An 18425-nucleotide genomic window follows, 5' to 3' on the forward strand; every position below is an offset into this window, starting at 1 on the left:
GGGGCGGTTTATAGCCGCAAAGCCGCCGCCCCGTCATCCCATTCGACCTTTCTATTCCTCCAGAAAGGCGCGGACGGCGGCGATCTGCTCCTCGTCCATCAGGGCGGGTGCGTGGCCGGCGCCGGCAAAGGTGACCAGCCGTGCCTTCGGCCCGCGCCGGGTCATCTCCTCGGCAGTCTCGGCGGTCAGGATGTCGGACTTGGCCCCGCGGATCACCAGCACGGGGCAGGTGATGCGGTCCCACAGGTGCCACAGGTCCACCGGGCCGATGGGCTGGGCCTTGAACACCGCGGCGATGCCGGGGTCATAGGCCAGGCCGAAGCGCCCGTCGGGCAGACGCCGGGCGCTGGTTTCCGCCATGTGCCGCCATTGCCGGTCGGTCAGCCGCCCGAATCCCATCAGCACGAAGCGCAGATAGGCCTCCACCGCCGCCATGTCCTCGAACACGGGATCCTTGCCCACGTAATCGGCGATGCGCTGCAACCCTTCCTGCGCCACGAAGGGGCCGACGTCGTTGATGACCAGCCGGCGGATGGGGCTGCCCGGCTGGGCCGCCACCATCATGCCGATCAGCCCGCCCATGGAGGTGCCGACCCAATCCACCGTGTCCACGTTCAGCCGCGCCAGCAGAACCGCCATGTCGGCCACGTACTGGGGATAGCCGTAGAGCGCAGGCTCGGCCAGCCAGCCGCTGCGCCCCCGCCCCACCACGTCGGGGCAGGCCACGCGGCAGCCGCCGCTGAGCGCCAGGGCCAGATGGTCGAAATCGCGCCCGTTGCGGGTCAGCCCGTGCACGCAGACCACCGTGCGCTCCGCCCCCTCCCGCCCCCACTGGGTATAGGCCATGGGGTGGAACCCGGCGGGGCTGAGACAGGCGACGGTGCGTTGGGTCATGGGCATGGGCGGCGTTCTCCCCTTCCTCTTACGGTTCGCTCCTCAGCGCCCGGCCTCCGCGGTCTGGGCGGCGATGCGCGGGCTGGGACTGGTGACACCGGGATCGTAGGGGTGAAGCGTTTGCGGGTAAAGCCGGCGGACAAGCTGAACATAGGACTGCGTTTCGGCATAGGGCGGCACGCCGCGGTGACGGTCCACCGCCCCCTCGCCCGCGTTGTACCCGGCCAGCGCCAGCGTGACGTCGCCGCGGAAATAGGCCAGCAGCCAGCGCAGGTACTTCATGCCGCCGCGGATGTTCTCCTGCGGGTCGAAAACGTCGCGCACGGCGAACCGCTCCGCGGTTTCGGGGATGAGCTGCATCAGCCCGGCGGCCTCCTTGGGCGACACCGCGTCGGTGCGGAACGCGCTTTCCACCTGGATCACCGCCAGCACGAGCTGGGGATCCAGGCCATAGGTGGGGGCCATGGCCTTGACCATCTTCACCACCTCCGCCGGGGGCGGGGCCAGCCCGCGGGCCGGCGCCCCTCCCGGACGGCACCAGGGGCGGATGTGGCCCATGCGGCCGGGGACATAGGCCACCAGCCGCTGCGCTTCCTTGTGCCCGCGGGTGGCGGCGGCGCGCAGCCATGCCAGACCGGCGCGCTGGTCACGCACCACGCCGCGCCCGAACATGAAGCGGCGGGCGACGTTGTACGCCGCCTCGGCGTTGCCGCGTTCCGCCGCCTCGCACTGGGCCAGGAAGGTGTCGCGGACGGCACCCGCCTGCGCCCCCCGCCCCCCGGCGGCCAGCAGAACCAGCGGCAGCGCCACCGCCGCCATCCGTCTCAACGCACGCACCAAACCCACGATTCGATCACCCGATTGCCTGCTCCGCCGCCAACCATGCCGCCGGCAATCGGGGGACGGCAAGAGTTACAACCCTTCGGCGCGATTCAGGGTGATGCCATACTGGGCGGCAAGATCGTATTTGGCGCCGTGAACCGTGCCCTGCCCCTGGGCGATCATCATCTTGCGGGACAGCACGTCATTCTCCCATTTGGGATTGCAGGCGGCGGCCCGGCGGCGGGCGACGATCTCCAGCTTGGGCGTTTCGTCGGCGGTGGCGCCCAGGGCGGCGAAGTCGCTTTCGATCTGCGCCTGCACGGTGCCGGAGATGCCGCCGTTCTGCACCATGATGTCGAACATCAGCGCCACCGCCCGTTCCGACACCAGACCATAGGTGCGGCACAGGGACAGCGCGCTGTTGTAACGGTCCTGCGCCATGGCGATCTGCAGCGCCTGGCATTCGGCCTTGGTGCCCAGGGTCTTGAACTGGGTCTTCCACGGCTCCTGCACCTGATTGTTGGTCTGGATGCCGATGGCCCAGGTCATCTGGTCCGCGTGGGACGCCTGGGTGAAGGTCTGGGTGAAGACGGCGGCGTTGGTGCCGAACACCGCCGACACCACATCGGCGTTCTGGGTGCACAGCTTTTGGAACAGCGGGGCCAGCGTGCCCTGTCCCAGTGCCCACTGGATGGCGCCATAGCTGATGCCCTGACCGTCGAAATTGCCCGACAGGCCGCCGAAGCAGCCGGGCACCGGCAGACCGGTTTCGATGGAGCCGGTGAGCGACAGGCACCGCCACGCCAGCGATTGCCCCACCGCCGGCGTGCCGGCTGTGGCCGTGGTGGTGGCAGCAGTGGTGGCAGCAGTGGTGGCAGCGGTGGTGGCAGCGGTGGTGGCAGCGGTGGCAGAGGGGAACATGAGCCTCCACGTCAACGGCCCCACGATGCCGTCCGCGATCAGCCCGGCGGCGGTCTGAAAGGCGATCACCGCCGTGCGGGTGCCGTTGCCGAACATGCCGTCGATGGCACCGGAATAAAGCTGGCGCGCGGGGTCGGCCAGAAACCGCTGCACCTGCTCCACCTGATCACCCGAAGACCCCACCTTAAGAATCACCATCGTTTCCCCCACGCCCACGGCTGTTTGATGGCGCCATGGAGTGGACAAGCTCTTGGTGTTTGGCAAGAGCATTCATTGGCGTGACTTTACATGGTCATTCTTTGACATTCATTTGTATTCCATTTGACCGCCACGCCGCCCTTGCCGCCCCCGCCCCCCGCTTCCCATCTTTTGACGGTAACGACGGGCGGGGACATCATGGCCGGAATCCGGCGGGTGCTGGGGTGGGCCGCGGCGGCGGCGGTCGGGCTTCCGCTGCTGGCCGCCGGGGCGGCGTGGGGGTGGCTGCGCTGGCAGGTGCCCGCTCCGGGGGGCGACGCCGCCCTGCCCGGCCTGGAACAGCCGGTGACGGTGATCCGCGACGCCGACGGCATCCCCCACATCCGCGCCGCCAGCCCCCGCGACGCCTATGCCGCACTGGGCTATCTCCACGCCCAGGACCGGCTGTGGCAGATGGAGATGGCCCGCCGCGCCGGGGCCGGACGGCTGAGCGAGGCGCTGGGCGGCCAGCCCTTTCTGCTGCGCACCGACCGGCTGATGCGCACGCTGGGCCTGTACCGCCGGGCCGAGGCCAGCCTGTCCGCCCTGTCCCCCGGCACCCGTGCGGCCCTGGATGCCTATGCCGCCGGGGTCAATGCCTACCTCGCCCACCGGCGGGAGGCGCTGCCGCTGGAATTCCAGCTTCTGCGCCTGACGCCCGAGCCGTGGCGCCCCGCCGACAGCGTGGTGTGGGCCAAGGTGATGGCGCTGCGCCTGTCCACCAACTACCGGTCGGAGATCCACCGCGCCCGCCTGCTGGCCCGCCTGCCGCCGGGCCGGGTGGAGGCACTGTTCCCCCCGCCCCGCCCCGGCGCGCCCACCACGCTGGCCGCGCTGGACGGTGCCCCGGACGGTGCCTTGGAGGGGATCGGGCCGGACCGGCTGGCGGCCCTGGCCGCGGCCCTGCCGCCGGAACCGCCGGGGCTGGGGCTGGCCTCCAACGAATGGGTGCTGGACGGGCGCCTCACCGCCACCGGCAAGCCGATCCTGGCCAACGATCCCCATCTGGAGCTGGAGGCGCCGATCCTGTGGTATCTGGCGCGCATCGACGCGCCGGGCCTCAGCCTGGCCGGGGCGACGGCGCCGGGGATGCCCTTCCACCTGCTGGGCCACAACGGGCGGCTGGCGTGGGGGTTCACCATGACCTACAGCGACACCCAGGATCTGTTCGTCGAGCGGGTGGACCCCGCCGACCCGTCCCGCTACCTCACCCCCGGCGGCAGCGCGCCGTTCGTCACCCGCACCGAGACCATCGCCGTGTCCGGCGCCCCGTCCGAGACCATCACGGTGCGGGAGACGCGCCACGGCCCGGTGCTGTCGGATCTGGAGGGTGGTGATCTGGCCGGCGCCGGGGATGTGCTGGCCCTGGCCTTCACCGGGTTGGGCGCGGCGGACACCTCGGTGGAGGCGCTGCACCGGCTGAACCGCGCCGGCACAGGGGCGGAGGTGCGCGCCGCCCTGGCCCTGCACCAGTCGCCGCAGCAGAACGTGGCCTATGCCACCACCGACGACACCATCGGGCTGATCGCGCCGGGGTGGGTGCCGGTGCGCCGCCGGGGCGACGGGCGGCTGCCGGTGCCCGGCTGGACCGGGGACTACGACTGGACCGGCATGATCCCGTTCGACGAACTGCCGCAGGTGGAAAACCCGCCGTCGGGCCGGCTGGTCAACGCCAACAACGCCGTGGTCGGCCCGGACTATCCCCACCTGATCGCCGCCGAATGGCCGGAGCCGCTGCGCGCGCGCCGGATCGCCGCCATGCTGGACGGCGGCGGCCCCTTCACCCTTGACGGCGTGACGGCGCAGCAGATGGATGCCGTGTCCACCGCCGCCGGCGACCTGCTGCCGCTGATGCTGGCGGTAACCCCGGCCAGCCCGCGGGCGGAACGGGCCGTCGCCCTGCTGACGGGCTGGGACCGCCGCATGGACCGCACCCGGCCCGAGCCGCTGATCTTCGCCGCGTGGCAGCGGGAGCTGTCGCGGACGCTGTTCGCCCAAGACCTCGGCCCCCTGTTCACCGAGGGGCTGTGGGAGAGCGCCCGGCTGGTGCAGGACGCCCTGACCGCCGGCTCCGGCGGTGGCTGCGGCCCGGCGGATGATGCCTGTGCCGCCGTCCTGTCGGCCAGCCTGGAACGGGCGCTGGACGGGCTGGCTGCCGGCTACGGCGGCGACCCCGCCGGGTGGCGTTGGGGGGATGCCCACCGGGCGGTGCTGTCGCACCGGCTTTTGTCGCTGATCCCCGGTATCGGGCGCCTGTTCGACCTGTCGCTGCCCGCCGACGGCGGCAACGACACGGTGAACCGCGGTTCCCACACCCTGTCCAACCCCGGCGCCCCCTTCGCCCAGGTCCATGGGGCGGGCTTGCGGGCGGTCTATGATCTGGCGGATCTGGACCGTTCGCGCTTCATCATCGCCACCGGACAATCGGGAAATCCCCTATCGCCATACTGGGGCAATCTGGTGCACCGTTGGCGGGACGGCGGCTTCGTCGAAATGCCGCCGGAACCCACGCCCGCCGCCCGCCTGACGCTCCACCCCATCCCCGCAGGACCATCACCGTGACCTCCTTCCCCCCTGCCCCCGTCCCTGCCCCAGGCCCCGCCCCTGCCCCCAGGTTCGTGACGATCGACGACATCCGCGCCGCCGCCGCCCGGCTGGCCGGACACATCGCCGCCACCCCCGCCGTGGCCGCCCCCCGCCTGTCGGACGAGGCGGGGTGCCGCCTGTTCCTGAAGCTGGAAAGCCAGCAGGCCACCGGATCGTTCAAGGAGCGGGGCGCGCTCAACAAACTGCTGATGCTGCCCGAGGACGGGCGGCGGGCCGGCGTCATCGCCATGTCGGCGGGCAACCATGCCCAGGCCGTGGCCTGCCACGCCACGCGGCTGGGCATCCGCTCCACCATCGTCATGCCGGCCTTCACCCCCTTCACCAAGGTGGAACGGACCGAGGCGCTGGGCGCGCGGGTGGTGCTGCACGGGGAAACCCTGAGCGATGCCCAGAGCTTCGCCGCCACCCTGGCGCAGGAAGAGGGGTTGGCCTTCGTCCACCCCTACGACGATCCCCTGATCGTCGCCGGCCAGGGCACGGCGGCGCTGGAGTTTCTGGAGGCGGTGCCGGATCTGGACGTGCTGGTGGTGCCGATCGGCGGCGGCGGGCTGATGGCCGGCATGGCGGCGGCGGCCCGCACGCTGAACCCGCGCCTGACCATCCTTGGCGTGCAGTGCGCGCTCTACCCCTCCATGAAGCAGGCGCTGGCGGGGGAGCCGGTGACCTGCGGCGGCGTCACCCTGGCCGAGGGCATCGCGGTGAAGGCCCCCGGTGCCCTGACCCGCGCCATGATCGCAGCGTTGGTGGACGAGGTGCTGCTGGTGGACGAACCGGCGCTGGAGGGGGCCGTCTACCGCCTCGCCACCGTGCAGAAGCTGGTGGCGGAGGGGGCCGGGGCGGCGGCGCTGGCCGCGGTGCTGAGCAACCGGGACCGTTTCGCCGGCAAGCGCGTGGGTCTGGTGGTGTCGGGCGGCAACATCGACGCCCGCCTGCTGTCGCAGGTGCTGGTGCGCGGTCTGGTGCAGGAGGGGCGGATCATCCGCCTGCGCATCGGGCTGAACGACATGCCCGGCGCCCTGGCCCGCATCACCCGCATCCTGGGCGATGGCGGCGCCAACATCGTGGAGATCCACCACCAGCGCCTGTTCCACGACGTGCCGGTGAAGATGGCGGAAATCGACGTGATCCTGGAAACCCGCGGCCACGCCCACGCCCACACCCTGATCGAACGCCTCCAGGCCGCCGATTTCCCCACCGAACTGATGAGCGAGGTGAGCTGAGGGGATCTCACCCCCGCACGGGGCCGAGCAGCGATGCCGCCAGGGCGACCAGCGCGTCCTCAAAGGCGGGCGTACCCGGCAGAGGGGAATCCTCCAGCACCGCGGCGCGGATGGCGCCCAGAACGGCGCGGGTCACCACGAACAGGACCGCCGGGTCCGGGGTGGGAAAGGACGGGTGGGCGCGGCGTTCCAGAGCGGTGTGGATGCGCGCCGCCGTGTCCCGCGTCATGGCGATGACCTCGGGCGTGTGGTCCATCAGCCACGCGCGCCTCAACAACGCCCGTCCGCCCGGCGGGGCGGTGCCGAACGACAGGATCAGGTGACGCACGAAGCGGCGCAGATGCACCGCCGGATCGCCGCCGTCCATCTCGGCGCCGGCCAGGATGCCGTCGAGTTCGCGGACGACCCGCCGCTGTTCCAGGCCGATCATGGTCAGGATGACCGAATCCATGTCGGGAAAGTACTGGTACAGCGTGCCGATGGACACGCCCGCCCGCTCGGCCACGCGGTTGGTGTTCAGCCCCCCTTCCCCGTCGCGCCCGAGAATCTGAGCGGTGGCTTCGAAAATCGCCGTGATGGTCTGCCACGCCCGCCGTTGGCGCGGAACTTTACGCATGGTTTCAATGGGTTGATCCATGACCGGCACCCTGGGGGCACGAACGGGGAAAGCGAGTTTTCCCCGCCAGGATGCCGGGCTATGGTTGGAAAGTCCAGACGGAAGGAATGGTCATGTCAAACCTGAAGATCCGAAAGCTTTCCATCGACATCGAGCGGATGAACCTGCCCTCTCAATGGAACGGCGGCAATGCCGTACGGACACAGGTCTTCAATGCCTTGTCCATGATGTTTCCCGTTGGCGAGAAATACTTCATCGACAGCTTGATGGAAGCGGAAAAACATCCGGCCTTTCATGGACCGGCCGAGGACGTGCCGCTTTTCATCCGGCAGGAAGCCATTCATTCGGCGCTGCACCGCCGCTTCAACACCCGGCTGCACGCCCAGGGGCTGCGCAACATTGTGGAACCGCTGATCGCGTGGCGCATCCGCCTGGGCGAGCGTTTCGACACCCGCAGCAAGCTGGCCATCACCGTCGCGTACGAGCATTTTACCGCCGTGCTGGGCAACGCCGTGCTGACCGACGCATCCTGGCTGGACGGCGCGGCGGAGGACGTCCGCACCCTCTTCCTGTGGCACGCGGCGGAGGAATGCGAGCATCAGGCCGTCGCCTTCGACGTCTACCGGGCCATGGGCGGCGGCTATCTGCGGCGGGTGCTGTGGATGCTGTACGTCACCCTGCTTCTGCTCACCGACACCACGGTGCAGACCGTGGTCAACCTGTGGCGATCCGGCGCCCTGTGGCGCTGGAAGACCGCGGGAGAGGCCGCCCGCTTCCTGTTCGGGCGCGGCGGCCTGTTTCCCGCACTGGTTCCGGCGTGGCTGGCGTGGTTCCGCCCCGGCTTCACCCCGCACCGGCCCGGCGGCGGTGCCGCGGCCCAGCGCTGGCTGGAACGGAACAGCCGTCATTACCGCCTGGTCCCCGGTTCCGGCCCGGATCGGGACGGGGACCGGGCGCCGGCTCACCCCACCGTGGCGTAGGCGCCGCGGAAGTACAGCAGCGGGCGGCCGTCGGCGCGGGATTCAAGACGGCGGACGCGGCCCACCACGATCACGTGGTCGCCACCGTCCAGCAGGTCGTGGCGGTCGCACTCCAGCACCGCCAGGCAGCCCTTCAGGATCGGCGCGCCGGTGTCCCAGGTGTCCACGGCCAGCCCGCCCCAGCGGTCCTGCAGGTCGCGGCGGGAGAAGCGCACCGACAGCTCCTGCTGGTCGTCGGCCAGAACGTTCACCGCAAAGCCCGGCGCGCTGGAGAAAGCCGCCAGCGACTGCGACGAACGCGCCACGCAGAACAGCACCAGCGGCGGATCCAGCGACAGCGAGGAGAAGGAATTGACCGTGATCCCCACCGGCACGCCGTCGGCCCCCATGGCGGTCATCACCGTGATGCCGGTGGCGAAGCTGCCCAGCGCGTTGCGGAACGCCCGCGAGTCGATGGCCGGGGCGGGGGGGACGGCGGGGGTTTCAGGGGCAGCGCTCATGATCGCCTGTGCTGTGTGTGATGAAAAAATGGGCTGTCCGGGATTAACCCACCGGCACGCTCAACGCAAGCCCTCCGGCGTGGGCACGCCGCCGCACCCGGCATAGCGTTAAAGGGATCTTAATAAAAAATGGCGATGGTCGGGGCGTCTTTTCCCCGCCGTTTTCCCTTGGTCCGTGTCCCGGTTCCGCCATGTCCAATTCCGCCGGCGGCGAACAGCCGATCATCATCAAGAAGAAGAAGGGCGGGCACGGCGGCCATCACGGCGGCGCGTGGAAGGTGGCCTACGCCGATTTCGTGACCGCCATGATGGCGTTCTTCCTGCTGCTGTGGCTGCTGAACGTCACCACGTCGGACCAGCGCAAGGGCATCGCCGACTATTTCGCCCCCGTCAGCGTCAGCCGCGAGACCTCCGGGTCCGGCGGCATTCTGGGCGGCCAGACCATCACGGCGCCGGGCGCGCAGATTTCATCCTCGTCGCCGGTGTCGGCGGACGTACCCTCCTCCGGCCCGCCGGGCCAGCAGGCGGAGGAGAGCGAGAACCCCGATCCCGACGCGCTGGCCAGCACCCAGCGCAGCGGCAACAGCGAGCTGACGGGCCAGGGCCCGGCGGACACGCCCAAGGATCCGGCCAGCCAGCGCCCCAACGAAAACCGCCTTGAGTACCAGCAGCGGCTGGAGCAGATGGCCAAGCAACTGGGCGTTCCCGGCCAGAAGATGGGCGAAAAGCTGTCGGATTTCGCCGAGCGGCTGAACGAGGCGTCCCAGACCCTGCAGATCCAGAAGACCGAGGCGCAGCAGTTCCAGCAGGCCGCCAGCGAGATCCGGCAGGCCATCCAGTCCATCCCCGAACTGGAGCCGCTGGCCCAGAGCCTGATGATCGACCAGACGCCCGACGGTCTGCGCATCCAGATCGTGGACCAGGACCGCATCAGCATGTTCCCCGGCGGATCGGCCCAGATGTACGGCCCGACACGCGCCCTGATGGGGCAGCTCGCCAAGGCGCTGTCGAAGCTGCCCAACCGCCTGTCCATCAGCGGCCACACGGATTCCACACCGTTTACCAACGGCGGCGGGCGCGACAACTGGGATCTGTCGTCGGAACGGGCCAACGCCACCCGCCGGGCGCTGATTGCCGGCGGCATCCCCGAAAGCCGCATCCAGGACGTGGTGGGCCGGGCCGACCGCGACCTGCTGGTGCCCGACCAGCCCAATTCCCCCCGCAACCGCCGGATCAGCATGATTCTGCTGCGCGACGGTGTTGCCCCGTCCAACTGACCGGGGCGATTGTTTCCGAAAAACACAAAAACGGCCCCCTGTTAAACAACAGGCATTTGCCCAAAGTGTAAGCAGAACGAGAGCCTTTTCGCCGTTGCACACGCAGCCGGCGGTTTGGCCCTGTTCAAAGCCGCCGGAATTGGATCATAATCCCTTTAGTGCTCGCACCGGGCGCGGACAGCCCTTTCTATCCCCCTCGTCGAGCAAATTGAGCGGAGGAGTCGCCGAGCGTGACCGGGACTAAAGCGGTTGATCTTTTGTCATCTTATGACTCCGGCGTTTATTTCGATGAACTGTTCGGCAAGCCGGGGATGGAGGCCGCCCACACGGCCCTGATCCGGGAGCGGCTGGCGGCCATCGACTTCGACGATCTCAGGCGGCGCGCCGCCGATGTGGAAAGGGAGCTGTACAACCTCGGCATCACCTTCCTCGTCTATTCGGAAAAGGATGCGGTTGACCGCATTCTGCCGTTCGACATCATCCCGCGGGTGATCTCGGCCCAGGAATGGGCGCATCTGGACGCCGGCGTGCAGCAGCGCGTCGCCACCCTGAACCTGTTCCTGCACGACATCTATCACGACCAGAAGATCCTGAAGGACGGGATCATCCCGCCCGAACTGGTGCTGGGCAACCCCAATTTCCGCCCCCAGATGGTGGGGCTGGACATCCCCCACAACACCTACATCCACATCATGGGCGTGGATCTGGTGCGCGACCGCCACGGCACCTTCCGCGTGCTGGAAGACAACGGGCGCGTGCCGTCGGGGGTGTCGTATGTGGTGGAAAACCGCCACATGATGCAGCGGATCTTCCCCGACCTGATGCAGGGGATCGGCATCCGCCCGGTGGACAACTACGGCCACAAGCTGTTGGAGGCGCTGTACGAAATCGCCCCCGCCTCGGCCGGCGACGATCCCCAGGGCGCGCTGCTGTCGCCCGGCGCCTACAACTCCGCCTATTTCGAGCACATCTTCCTGGCCCGCGAGATGGGCGTGCCGCTGGTGGAGGGGCGCGATCTGGTGGTGGAGAACGACCGGGTCTACATGAAGACCACCGACGGCCTGGCCCCGGTGCATTCCATCTACCGCCGCATCGGCGACGATTTCCTCGACCCCCGCGCGTTCAACCCCGACAGCCTCTTGGGCGTGCCCGGCATCTTCGATGCGTACCGCAAGGGCAACGTGGCGCTGGCGAATGCCATCGGCACCGGGGTGGCCGACGACAAGGCGGTCTATTGCTACGTCCCGCGGATGATCAAGTACTATCTTGACCAGGATCCGATCATCCCCAACGTGGATACCCGCATCTGCCGCGAACCCGACGCGCTGCAATACACGCTGGACCATCTGGACGAGCTGGTGGTCAAGCCGGTGGGCGAGGCCGGCGGCTACGGCATCACCATCGGCCCGCGCGCCAGCAAGGCCGAGCTGGAGGACTGCCGCACCAAGCTGCTGGCCGACCCGGCCAACTACATCAGCCAGCCGGTGGTGGACCTGTCGGTGTGCCCGACCATGGTGGACGGCGACATCGAGCCGCGCCACGTGGACCTGCGCCCCTTCGCCATCACCGGGTCCAAGACCTGGGTGCTGCCCGGCGGGCTGACGCGGGTGGCGCTGAAACGGGGTACGCTGATCGTGAACTCGTCCCAGGGCGGCGGCTCGAAGGACACCTGGGTGCTGGAGGATCGCGCGTGAACCTGCTTGCCCGTTACGCCGAGTGCATTTTCTGGATGGCCCGCTACATGGAGCGGGCCGAGAATTTGGCCCGCATTCTGGACGTTCAGGAAACCTTCGCCCGCGACAGCAAGGGCGACATCAACTGGCTGTCCATCGTCCAGCTCTACGCCGACGAGACGGCGTTCTTCGAACGCCACAGCGAGGCGACCGCCGAAACGGTGATCCAATTCTACGTGCTGGACCCGCAGAACACCAGTTCGCTGACGTCCATGATCCGGGCGGCACGGGAAAACGCCCGCATCCTGCGCCCGTGGATCTCCACCGAGATGTGGACGCAGATCAATGTCTTCTACAACAAGCTTCTGGAATTGAAGCCCAAGGACGTGACCGCGCGCGGGCTGGGCCGCATCTGCGCCTGGATCAAGGAGGAGTGCCAGACCCACACCGGGATCACCGAGGGCACCTTCTACCGCGACCAGGGCTGGTACTTCTACCAGATGGGCAAGTACATCGAGCGGGCGGACCAGACCACCCGCCTGCTGGACATCAAGTATCACACGCTGGTCCCCACGGTGGGCGACGCCCCCCCCGACGGGTCCACCCTGGACGTGTCGCAATGGTGCACGGTGCTGCGCTCGGCGGCGGGTTATCACGCCTTCCGCCGCGTCTACCCCCGCGGCATGAGCCCCGCCACCGTCGCCGGCTTCATGCTGTTCAACGAGGGGTTCCCGCGGTCGGTCGTCATGTGCGTGCGCCAGATCGACGGGTTCCTGACCCGGCTGCGCTCGCGCTATTCGCTGCGCCGCGGGGCGGCGGCCATGGAATCGGTTGACGAGCTGCTGGGCGCGCTCCTGAGCCGCCCGATCGAGGCGGTGATCCGCGAAGGCTTGCATGATTATTTGGATTGGGTGCAAAGACAGCTTATCCTGATCACCAGCGAGATCGGGCAAGCGTTCTTCGGTCTTGAGCCGCCGGCCCCGCCCGCGGTTGAGGCTCCGGCCACGTCCCAGAGCGGCGGGCAGAGCCAAAGCCAGGGTGACGGCCAGGGTCAAAGCCAGACGCAAGCCGCCGTTCCGTAACCGCCACCCCAGCAAAAGGCATCGCCGCCGATGTCGGTCATTCCGCCGCATCACCGCCCGCTTCAGCAGTTCTTCCGGTCGGGGCCCATGCCCTGCCCCTATCTGCCGGGACGGGTGGAGCGGAAGCTGTTCACCCGGCTGACCGGCATCCACGCGGCGGAGGTCAATTCCACCCTGTCGCGGGCGGGCTTCCGCCGCAGCCACGACATCGTGTACCGCCCGGTGTGCCCGTCGTGCCAGGCGTGCGTGCCGGTGCGCATCCCGGTGGCCGGGTTCACCCCGTCGCGGTCGCAGCGCCGGGTGATGCGCACCAACCGCGATCTGACGGTGGCCGAGGTGCCGGCCATCGCCAGCACCGAACAGTTCCGGCTGTTCGCCGCCTATCAGGCGTCGCGCCACGGGGATTCGGACATGGCCCGCATGGGCATGGCCGATTTCGCCGCCATGATCGACGAGGGCCGCGCCGACACCCACCTGCTGGAAGCCCGCGGCGGCGGGCGCCTCACCGCGTCGATGCTGATCGACCGGCTCCAGGACGGCTATTCCGCCGTCTATTGCTATTACGACGCAGATCAGGAATCCCGCAGCCTGGGCAGCTTCATGATTCTCAGCCTCGTGGAACGGGCCCGGTCCCAGGGCCTGCCCTATGTCTATCTGGGCTACTGGATCGCCGGCAGCCGCAAGATGGCCTACAAGGCCCGCTTCCATCCGCTGGAAGCGTTGACGCCCGACGGTTGGATGCGCTTGCCGGAAGACAACGAGCCGTAAGCGTACGGCCCGCCCACCCGCTAAGTAAAAACCCGTATGCCCCCGCGGCAGCCCTTGCACGGTCCTTCGTGCATCGTTTATGCACGCTACAGCAAATGGTTGGTGCTACCATTGCTTTGCCCGGCATCAGCGGGACATAACCCGCAATGCCGTACGGTTAACAGGGTTCAAAGAGACAAAATCCCGGCGCAAAGCCGGTCGGTGAAAACGCCTGACCATCCGGCAGGCAGACCAAAACACGCCGGCCGCAGCCGGCGGCACGGACAGGGAGGTCACGTTGAACATCCTGCTGCGTTTGAGCAGGGTGATCGACGCCATCAACAACGGTGTCGGCCACCTTACGTACTGGCTGGTCCTGGTCGCTGTCATCATCAGCTCAGGCAACGCCACGGTACGGTACGTCTTCAACACCAGCTCCAACGCCTGGCTGGAGCTGCAATGGTATCTCTTCTCGGCCATCTTCCTTCTGTGCGCCGGGTACACGTTCCTCAAAAACGAACACATCCGCATCGACGTGGTTGTCGGGCGCTTTTCCAAGCGGGTTCACGCCTGGATCGACGTTTTCGGGATCCTGTTCTTCCTGTTCCCGATGGCGGTGCTGATCCTGGTGCTGTCGTGGCCCATGGTGGTGTCGTCGTACACGATCCATGAAATGTCCAACAACGCGGGCGGGCTGCTCCGCTGGCCGGTAAAGCTGCTGGTGCCGGTGGGCTTTGCGCTGCTGGTGCTGCAGGGCGTCTCCGAACTCATCAAGCGCATCGCCTTCCTGCTCGGCCTGACCGACGAGCCGGGCGAGAAGATGCATGGGCATTCGTAACCCGCGGAGCCGCCGACCATGACGACCTTTCTGATTGCGAATATGGCGCCGCTGATGTTCGGCGCCCTGATCTTCCTGCTGCTGATGGGCTTTCCCGTCGCGTTTGCGCTGGCGGCCAACGGTCTGGCCTTCGGCTTGATCGGGATCGAACTGGGGCTTCTGACCCCGGCGCTGTTCCAGGCATTGCCGGAGCGCGTGTTCGGCATCATGCAGAACGACACGCTGCTGGCCATCCCCTTCTTCACCTTCATGGGCCTGATCCTCGAACGGTCGGGCATGGCCGAGGATCTGCTCGACACCGTGGGGCAGTTGTTCGGGCCGATCCGCGGCGGTCTGGCCTATGCCGTGATCTTCGTGGGCGCGCTCCTGGCGGCCACGACGGGGGTTGTGGCGGCCTCGGTGATCTCCATGGGGCTGATCTCGCTGCCGATCATGCTGCGCTACGGCTATGACCGGCGTCTGGCGTCGGGCGTGATCGCGGCGTCGGGCACGCTGGCCCAGATCATCCCGCCCAGCCTCGTCCTCATCATCATGGCCGACCAGTTGGGCCGTTCGGTGGGCGACATGTACGCCGGCGCCATGCTGCCGGGTCTGGTGCTGACCGGGCTGTACGCGCTGTACGTCTTCGGCTTCTCCATGGTCGATCCCAAGGCGGCCCCGGCCCTGCCGCCGGAGGCGCGCAACCTGCACGGCATGGCACTGCTGACGCGGGTGGTGGTGTCGCTGGTGCCGCCGCTGGTGCTGATCTTCCTGGTGCTGGGCACCATCTTCCTGGGCATCGCCACTCCGACCGAGGGCGGGGCCATGGGGGCCGCCGGCGCGCTGATCCTGGCGCTGATGAAGCGCAAGCTGTCGATGGACCTGATGAAGCAGGCCATGGACAGCACGGCCAAGCTGACGTCGTTCGTGGTGTTCATCCTGGTCGGCTCGACGGTGTTCGGCCTGGTGTTCCGCGGCGTCAACGGCGATCTGTGGGTGGAACACCTGCTGACCAGCCTGCCGGGCGGGGAGATCGGGTTCCTGATCGCCACCAACGTTCTGATGTTCGTTCTGGCCTTCTTCCTCGACTTCTTCGAGCTGGCGTTCATCCTGGTGCCGCTGCTGGGCCCGGTGGCCGAGAAGATGGGCATCGACCTGATCTGGTTCGGCGTGCTGCTGGGCGTGAACATGCAGACCTCGTTCATGCACCCGCCGTTCGGCTTCGCGCTGTTCTACCTGCGCTCGGTGGCACCGCGGAACGCCTACACCGACAAGGTGACGGGCAAGCGGACCGAGGGCATCACCACCACCCAGATCTATTGGGGTGCGGTGCCCTTCGTCTGCATCCAGATCGTCATGGTGTGCATCGTGCTGGCTTTCCCCGATCTGGTGCTGGCCGGTCTGGACCGCCACGAGAAGGTGGATCTGGATAGCATCAAGATCGAGGTGCCGACCATCGACTACGGCGCCCCGCCCCCGCCGTTCGGGGCCGAGGGCGGCGATGGCAGCGCCCCGGCGGAGCCCGATCCCGGCGCCGATCTGATGAGGCAGTTGCAGCAGCAACAGTGATGACGATGGGGGGAGGCCGGTGGCCTCCCCCGTCTCCTATCAGGCCGTCCGGTCCCCATGGGGGCGGGCAAGACGGAGATCCGGCTCCATTCTCTCGTGAAGCAGGCGCAGGATGATGATGCACCGGGGGCCGCCGGGGGGATCATCCACGATGTAATAGAGCATATGGGATGCCGCACCGCGCCGGCCAGCCGCGGTTTCCAGGTGAAGCGCGCGAAGGCCGGGCACGATATGCCCCCGGTCCCATGAACCGCCACGCGCCGGGTCGGCGGCGGCCATGGTGACCGCCTTGGCAATCAGCGCCTTATAAATATCCCGCTGGCGGGTTCCGAACCGTTCGGCGGTTTCCTTCAAAACCGCCCTGAAATCCTGTTTTGCCGCCTCGGTAACGCGGTAGGCGGACACAGGCTCACTCCTCGATATCGTCCAGGATCATGCCGATGGGGCGGTCATCAAAGCGCCCGACCGTCCAATCACCGATGCCGGTCATGACGGCGCGGCGCAGCATCTCCTGCTTTTCCTGGGCAACGGCCTTTTCCCGATGGAGCAGACGAAGCGCCTCCCGCACCACCTCGCTTTGCGAGGTGTAGTCACCGCTGGCCACTGCATGTTCGACAAACGCGGCCAGCCCTTCGGGCAGGCTGATGGTCATGGTGGGCATCTGACACCTCGCCGTTGCTGCCGCCAGCGTGGGATTCCCGCCACCATTTGTCAACGCCGCGGATAGCAGCGCCCTCCCCCCAAACACCAAGGCCCCGCGCGGGGGATATCCGTGCGGGGCCTTGGGGCATCGGAACCGGCAGTACGACAGGGTCAGATCAGCGTCTGGACCTTGCGGTTCTGCTCGCGGGTCTTGAGGAAGCGCAGGGCCGGGTAATCCTCTTCGGTCCGGCTCATGTGCCAGGCGTTGCGGGCCAGGAAGACCAGCGCCCCGTCGTGATCCTCGGCGATGGCCGAACGGTTCAGGTCGATAAACTTCTTCAACTGCACCTCGTCATCGGTCTCCACCCAGCGGGCGGCGTCGATGCCGGCGGTCTCGAAGTGGGCGGCGATCCCGTATTCCGCCTGGATGCGGGAAGCCAGCACTTCGAACTGCAGCGGACCCACCACGCCGACGATCCAGTCGGCCCCGGTCAGGGGCTTGAACACCTGGCTGGCGCCTTCCTCGGCGAAATGCTCCAGCGCCTTGCGCAGGTGCTTGATGCGCATGGGATCGTCCAGCCGGGCGCGCTGGAGCACTTCGGGCGCGAAGCTGGGCACGCCGGTGAAGCGCAGTTCCTCCCCCTCGGTCAGCGTGTCGCCGATGCGCAAGGAACCGTGGTTGGGGATGCCGATGATGTCGCCGGGCCACGCCTCTTCCGCCAGTTCGCGGTCGCGGGCCAGGAACAGCACGGCGTTGTTCACCGCCAGGATCTTGCCCGAGCGCATGTGCTTCAGCTTCACGCCGCGGCGGAAACGGCCCGAGCACAGGCGGAAGAAGGCGATGCGGTCGCGGTGGTTGGGGTCCATGTTGGCCTGGACCTTGAACACGAAGCCGCTGACCTTGTCCTCGTCGGGCTGCACGGTGCGGGTTGCCGCAGGCTGGGGCCGCGGCGGCGGGGCGACCTCGGCCAGACCGTCCAGCAGCTCATGCACACCGAAGTTGTTGATGGCCGAGCCGAAGTAGATGGGCGTCAGCCGGCCGGCGCGGTATTCGTCGAGATCGAATTCCGGCATCAGCCCGCGGGCCATCTCCACATCCTCGCGCAGCTTGGCGGCGGCGTGGGCGGGCAGAAGCTCGTCGATCTTGGGATCGTCCAGCCCGTGACAGGCGATGCCCTCGCTGGCCACGTCGCCCTGCGTCTTGTCCATCAGCACGAGCTGGTCGCGGATCAGGTCGTAGCAGCCCAGGAAATCGCGGCCCATGCCGATGGGCCAGCTTGCCGGGGTGACGTGGATCTGAAGCTGGTCCTCGATCTCCGACACAAGGTCGAAGGGGTCGCGGGCCTCGCGGTCCATCTTGTTGACGAAGGTGATGATCGGCACGTCGCGCAGGCGGCAGACCTCGAACAGCTTGCGCGTCTGGGCTTCGATGCCCTTGGCGCCGTCGATGACCATCACCGCGCTGTCCACCGCCGTCAGGGTGCGGTAGGTGTCTTCGGAGAAGTCCTCGTGGCCCGGCGTGTCCAGCAGGTTGAAGGTGCGTCCACGGTAATCGAAGGTCATCACCGAGGCGGTGACCGAGATGCCGCGTTCCCGCTCCACCTTCATCCAGTCCGACCGGGCGCGCCGCTGTTCACCGCGGGCCTTCACCGCGCCGGCAAGCTGGATGGCGCCGCCGAACAGCAGCAGTTTTTCGGTGAGCGTCGTCTTACCAGCGTCGGGGTGCGCGATGATGGCGAATGTCCGGCGCTGGGATACGGCTTCCTGAATCTCGGACATGCCAGAACCCAAGGTGATGAATAGGCGTACGGGGGCATCGCT

General features: G+C 68.0%; 17 protein-coding genes. 9 read left to right on the forward strand and 8 right to left on the reverse strand.

Going from position 1 to position 18425, the window contains the following annotated elements; all coding sequences use genetic code 11:
* Positions 1-51: 51 nt before the first annotated feature.
* The 3 genes from M2352_RS13360 to M2352_RS13370 form a co-directional block, all read right to left on the reverse strand.
* Positions 52-900 (reverse strand): alpha/beta fold hydrolase, encoded by an 849-nt coding sequence (locus M2352_RS13360; RefSeq protein WP_264664968.1) that lies wholly within the window; start codon positions 898-900, stop codon positions 52-54.
* Between the two features lie 36 nt (positions 901-936).
* Positions 937-1740 (reverse strand): lytic transglycosylase domain-containing protein, encoded by an 804-nt coding sequence (locus M2352_RS13365; RefSeq protein WP_264664969.1) that lies wholly within the window; start codon positions 1738-1740, stop codon positions 937-939.
* 66 nt (positions 1741-1806) lie between these two features.
* Positions 1807-2835, reverse strand: coding sequence for a peptidoglycan-binding domain-containing protein (locus M2352_RS13370; RefSeq protein WP_264664970.1), 1029 nt, complete (start codon positions 2833-2835; stop codon positions 1807-1809).
* Between the two features lie 198 nt (positions 2836-3033).
* Here M2352_RS13370 and M2352_RS13375 point away from each other — a divergent pair, with 198 nt between their 5' ends.
* Together M2352_RS13375 and M2352_RS13380 are read left to right on the forward strand one after the other, a co-directional pair.
* Positions 3034-5436, forward strand: coding sequence for a penicillin acylase family protein (locus tag M2352_RS13375; protein ID WP_264664971.1), 2403 nt, complete (start codon positions 3034-3036; stop codon positions 5434-5436).
* Between the two features lie 56 nt (positions 5437-5492).
* On the forward strand, positions 5493-6701 hold the full coding sequence (locus tag M2352_RS13380) for a threonine ammonia-lyase (protein ID WP_264664972.1): 1209 nt from the start codon (positions 5493-5495) through the stop codon (positions 6699-6701).
* 7 nt (positions 6702-6708) lie between these two features.
* Here M2352_RS13380 and M2352_RS13385 read toward each other — a convergent pair whose 3' ends face one another.
* Positions 6709-7338: a TetR/AcrR family transcriptional regulator gene (locus M2352_RS13385; protein WP_264664973.1), complete on the reverse strand. Its 630-nt coding sequence runs from the start codon at positions 7336-7338 to the stop codon at positions 6709-6711.
* Between the two features lie 92 nt (positions 7339-7430).
* Between M2352_RS13385 and M2352_RS13390 the strand changes: the two genes are divergently transcribed.
* The gene (locus M2352_RS13390; protein ID WP_264664974.1) at positions 7431-8297 is read left to right on the forward strand and encodes a metal-dependent hydrolase; all 867 of its coding nucleotides are present in this window, start codon (positions 7431-7433) and stop codon (positions 8295-8297) included.
* Here M2352_RS13390 and M2352_RS13395 read toward each other — a convergent pair.
* The gene (locus M2352_RS13395; RefSeq protein ID WP_264664975.1) at positions 8279-8797 is read right to left on the reverse strand and encodes a flavin reductase family protein; all 519 of its coding nucleotides are present in this window, start codon (positions 8795-8797) and stop codon (positions 8279-8281) included. The two genes, M2352_RS13390 and M2352_RS13395, sit on opposite strands and share 19 nt — an antisense overlap.
* A gap of 191 nt (positions 8798-8988) precedes the next feature.
* On the opposite strand from M2352_RS13395, the gene M2352_RS13400 reads away from it, so the two are divergent.
* The 6 genes from M2352_RS13400 (at position 8989) to M2352_RS13425 (ending at position 15962) form a co-directional block, all read left to right on the forward strand.
* Entirely contained in the window at positions 8989-10074 is a 1086-nt protein-coding gene (locus M2352_RS13400) for a flagellar motor protein MotB (RefSeq protein ID WP_264664976.1), read from the forward strand.
* A gap of 311 nt (positions 10075-10385) precedes the next feature.
* Complete coding sequence (locus tag M2352_RS13405) at positions 10386-11768, forward strand: circularly permuted type 2 ATP-grasp protein (protein ID WP_264665364.1); 1383 nt, start codon at positions 10386-10388, stop codon at positions 11766-11768.
* On the forward strand, positions 11765-12829 hold the full coding sequence (locus M2352_RS13410; protein ID WP_264664977.1) for an alpha-E domain-containing protein: 1065 nt from the start codon (positions 11765-11767) through the stop codon (positions 12827-12829). Before M2352_RS13405 ends, M2352_RS13410 begins: the two co-directional genes overlap by 4 nt.
* A 30-nt stretch (positions 12830-12859) precedes the next feature.
* Complete coding sequence (locus M2352_RS13415) at positions 12860-13597, forward strand: arginyltransferase (protein WP_264664978.1); 738 nt, start codon at positions 12860-12862, stop codon at positions 13595-13597.
* Positions 13598-13874: 277 nt separating this feature from the next.
* Positions 13875-14414, forward strand: coding sequence for a TRAP transporter small permease subunit (locus M2352_RS13420; RefSeq protein ID WP_264664979.1), 540 nt, complete (start codon positions 13875-13877; stop codon positions 14412-14414).
* Positions 14415-14432: 18 nt separating this feature from the next.
* Positions 14433-15962, forward strand: a complete 1530-nt coding sequence (locus M2352_RS13425; protein WP_264664980.1) for a TRAP transporter large permease — start codon at positions 14433-14435, stop codon at positions 15960-15962.
* A 39-nt stretch (positions 15963-16001) separates the two neighbouring features.
* Here M2352_RS13425 and M2352_RS13430 read toward each other — a convergent pair whose 3' ends face one another.
* The 3 genes from M2352_RS13430 to M2352_RS13440 form a co-directional block, all read right to left on the reverse strand.
* Entirely contained in the window at positions 16002-16367 is a 366-nt protein-coding gene (locus M2352_RS13430) for a type II toxin-antitoxin system RelE/ParE family toxin (RefSeq protein WP_264664981.1), read from the reverse strand.
* Between the two features lie 4 nt (positions 16368-16371).
* Entirely contained in the window at positions 16372-16623 is a 252-nt protein-coding gene (locus tag M2352_RS13435) for a type II toxin-antitoxin system ParD family antitoxin (RefSeq protein WP_264664982.1), read from the reverse strand.
* A gap of 152 nt (positions 16624-16775) precedes the next feature.
* Positions 16776-18383: a peptide chain release factor 3 gene (locus M2352_RS13440; RefSeq protein WP_264664983.1), complete on the reverse strand. Its 1608-nt coding sequence runs from the start codon at positions 18381-18383 to the stop codon at positions 16776-16778.
* Positions 18384-18425 lie beyond the last annotated feature (42 nt).

The sequence above is a fragment of the Azospirillum fermentarium genome (assembly GCF_025961205.1).
Taxonomy (GTDB): Bacteria; Pseudomonadota; Alphaproteobacteria; order Azospirillales; family Azospirillaceae; genus Azospirillum; species Azospirillum fermentarium.

What these genes read in the sequence shown, in the direction of transcription:
- M2352_RS13360 (WP_264664968.1), bottom strand. Translation starts at nt 900, where the DNA reads ATGCCCATGACCCAACGCACCGTCGCCTGTCTCAGCCCCGCCGGGTTC.
- M2352_RS13415 (WP_264664978.1), top strand. Translation starts at nt 12,860, where the DNA reads ATGTCGGTCATTCCGCCGCATCACCGCCCGCTTCAGCAGTTCTTCCGG.
- M2352_RS13400 (WP_264664976.1), top strand. Translation starts at nt 8,989, where the DNA reads ATGTCCAATTCCGCCGGCGGCGAACAGCCGATCATCATCAAGAAGAAG.
- M2352_RS13370 (WP_264664970.1), bottom strand. Translation starts at nt 2,835, where the DNA reads ATGGTGATTCTTAAGGTGGGGTCTTCGGGTGATCAGGTGGAGCAGGTG.
- M2352_RS13435 (WP_264664982.1), bottom strand. Translation starts at nt 16,623, where the DNA reads ATGCCCACCATGACCATCAGCCTGCCCGAAGGGCTGGCCGCGTTTGTC.
- M2352_RS13440 (WP_264664983.1), bottom strand. Translation starts at nt 18,383, where the DNA reads ATGTCCGAGATTCAGGAAGCCGTATCCCAGCGCCGGACATTCGCCATC.
- M2352_RS13425 (WP_264664980.1), top strand. Translation starts at nt 14,433, where the DNA reads ATGACGACCTTTCTGATTGCGAATATGGCGCCGCTGATGTTCGGCGCC.
- M2352_RS13390 (WP_264664974.1), top strand. Translation starts at nt 7,431, where the DNA reads ATGTCAAACCTGAAGATCCGAAAGCTTTCCATCGACATCGAGCGGATG.
- M2352_RS13375 (WP_264664971.1), top strand. Translation starts at nt 3,034, where the DNA reads ATGGCCGGAATCCGGCGGGTGCTGGGGTGGGCCGCGGCGGCGGCGGTC.
- M2352_RS13405 (WP_264665364.1), top strand. Translation starts at nt 10,386, where the DNA reads ATGGAGGCCGCCCACACGGCCCTGATCCGGGAGCGGCTGGCGGCCATC.
- M2352_RS13395 (WP_264664975.1), bottom strand. Translation starts at nt 8,797, where the DNA reads ATGAGCGCTGCCCCTGAAACCCCCGCCGTCCCCCCCGCCCCGGCCATC.
- M2352_RS13385 (WP_264664973.1), bottom strand. Translation starts at nt 7,338, where the DNA reads ATGGATCAACCCATTGAAACCATGCGTAAAGTTCCGCGCCAACGGCGG.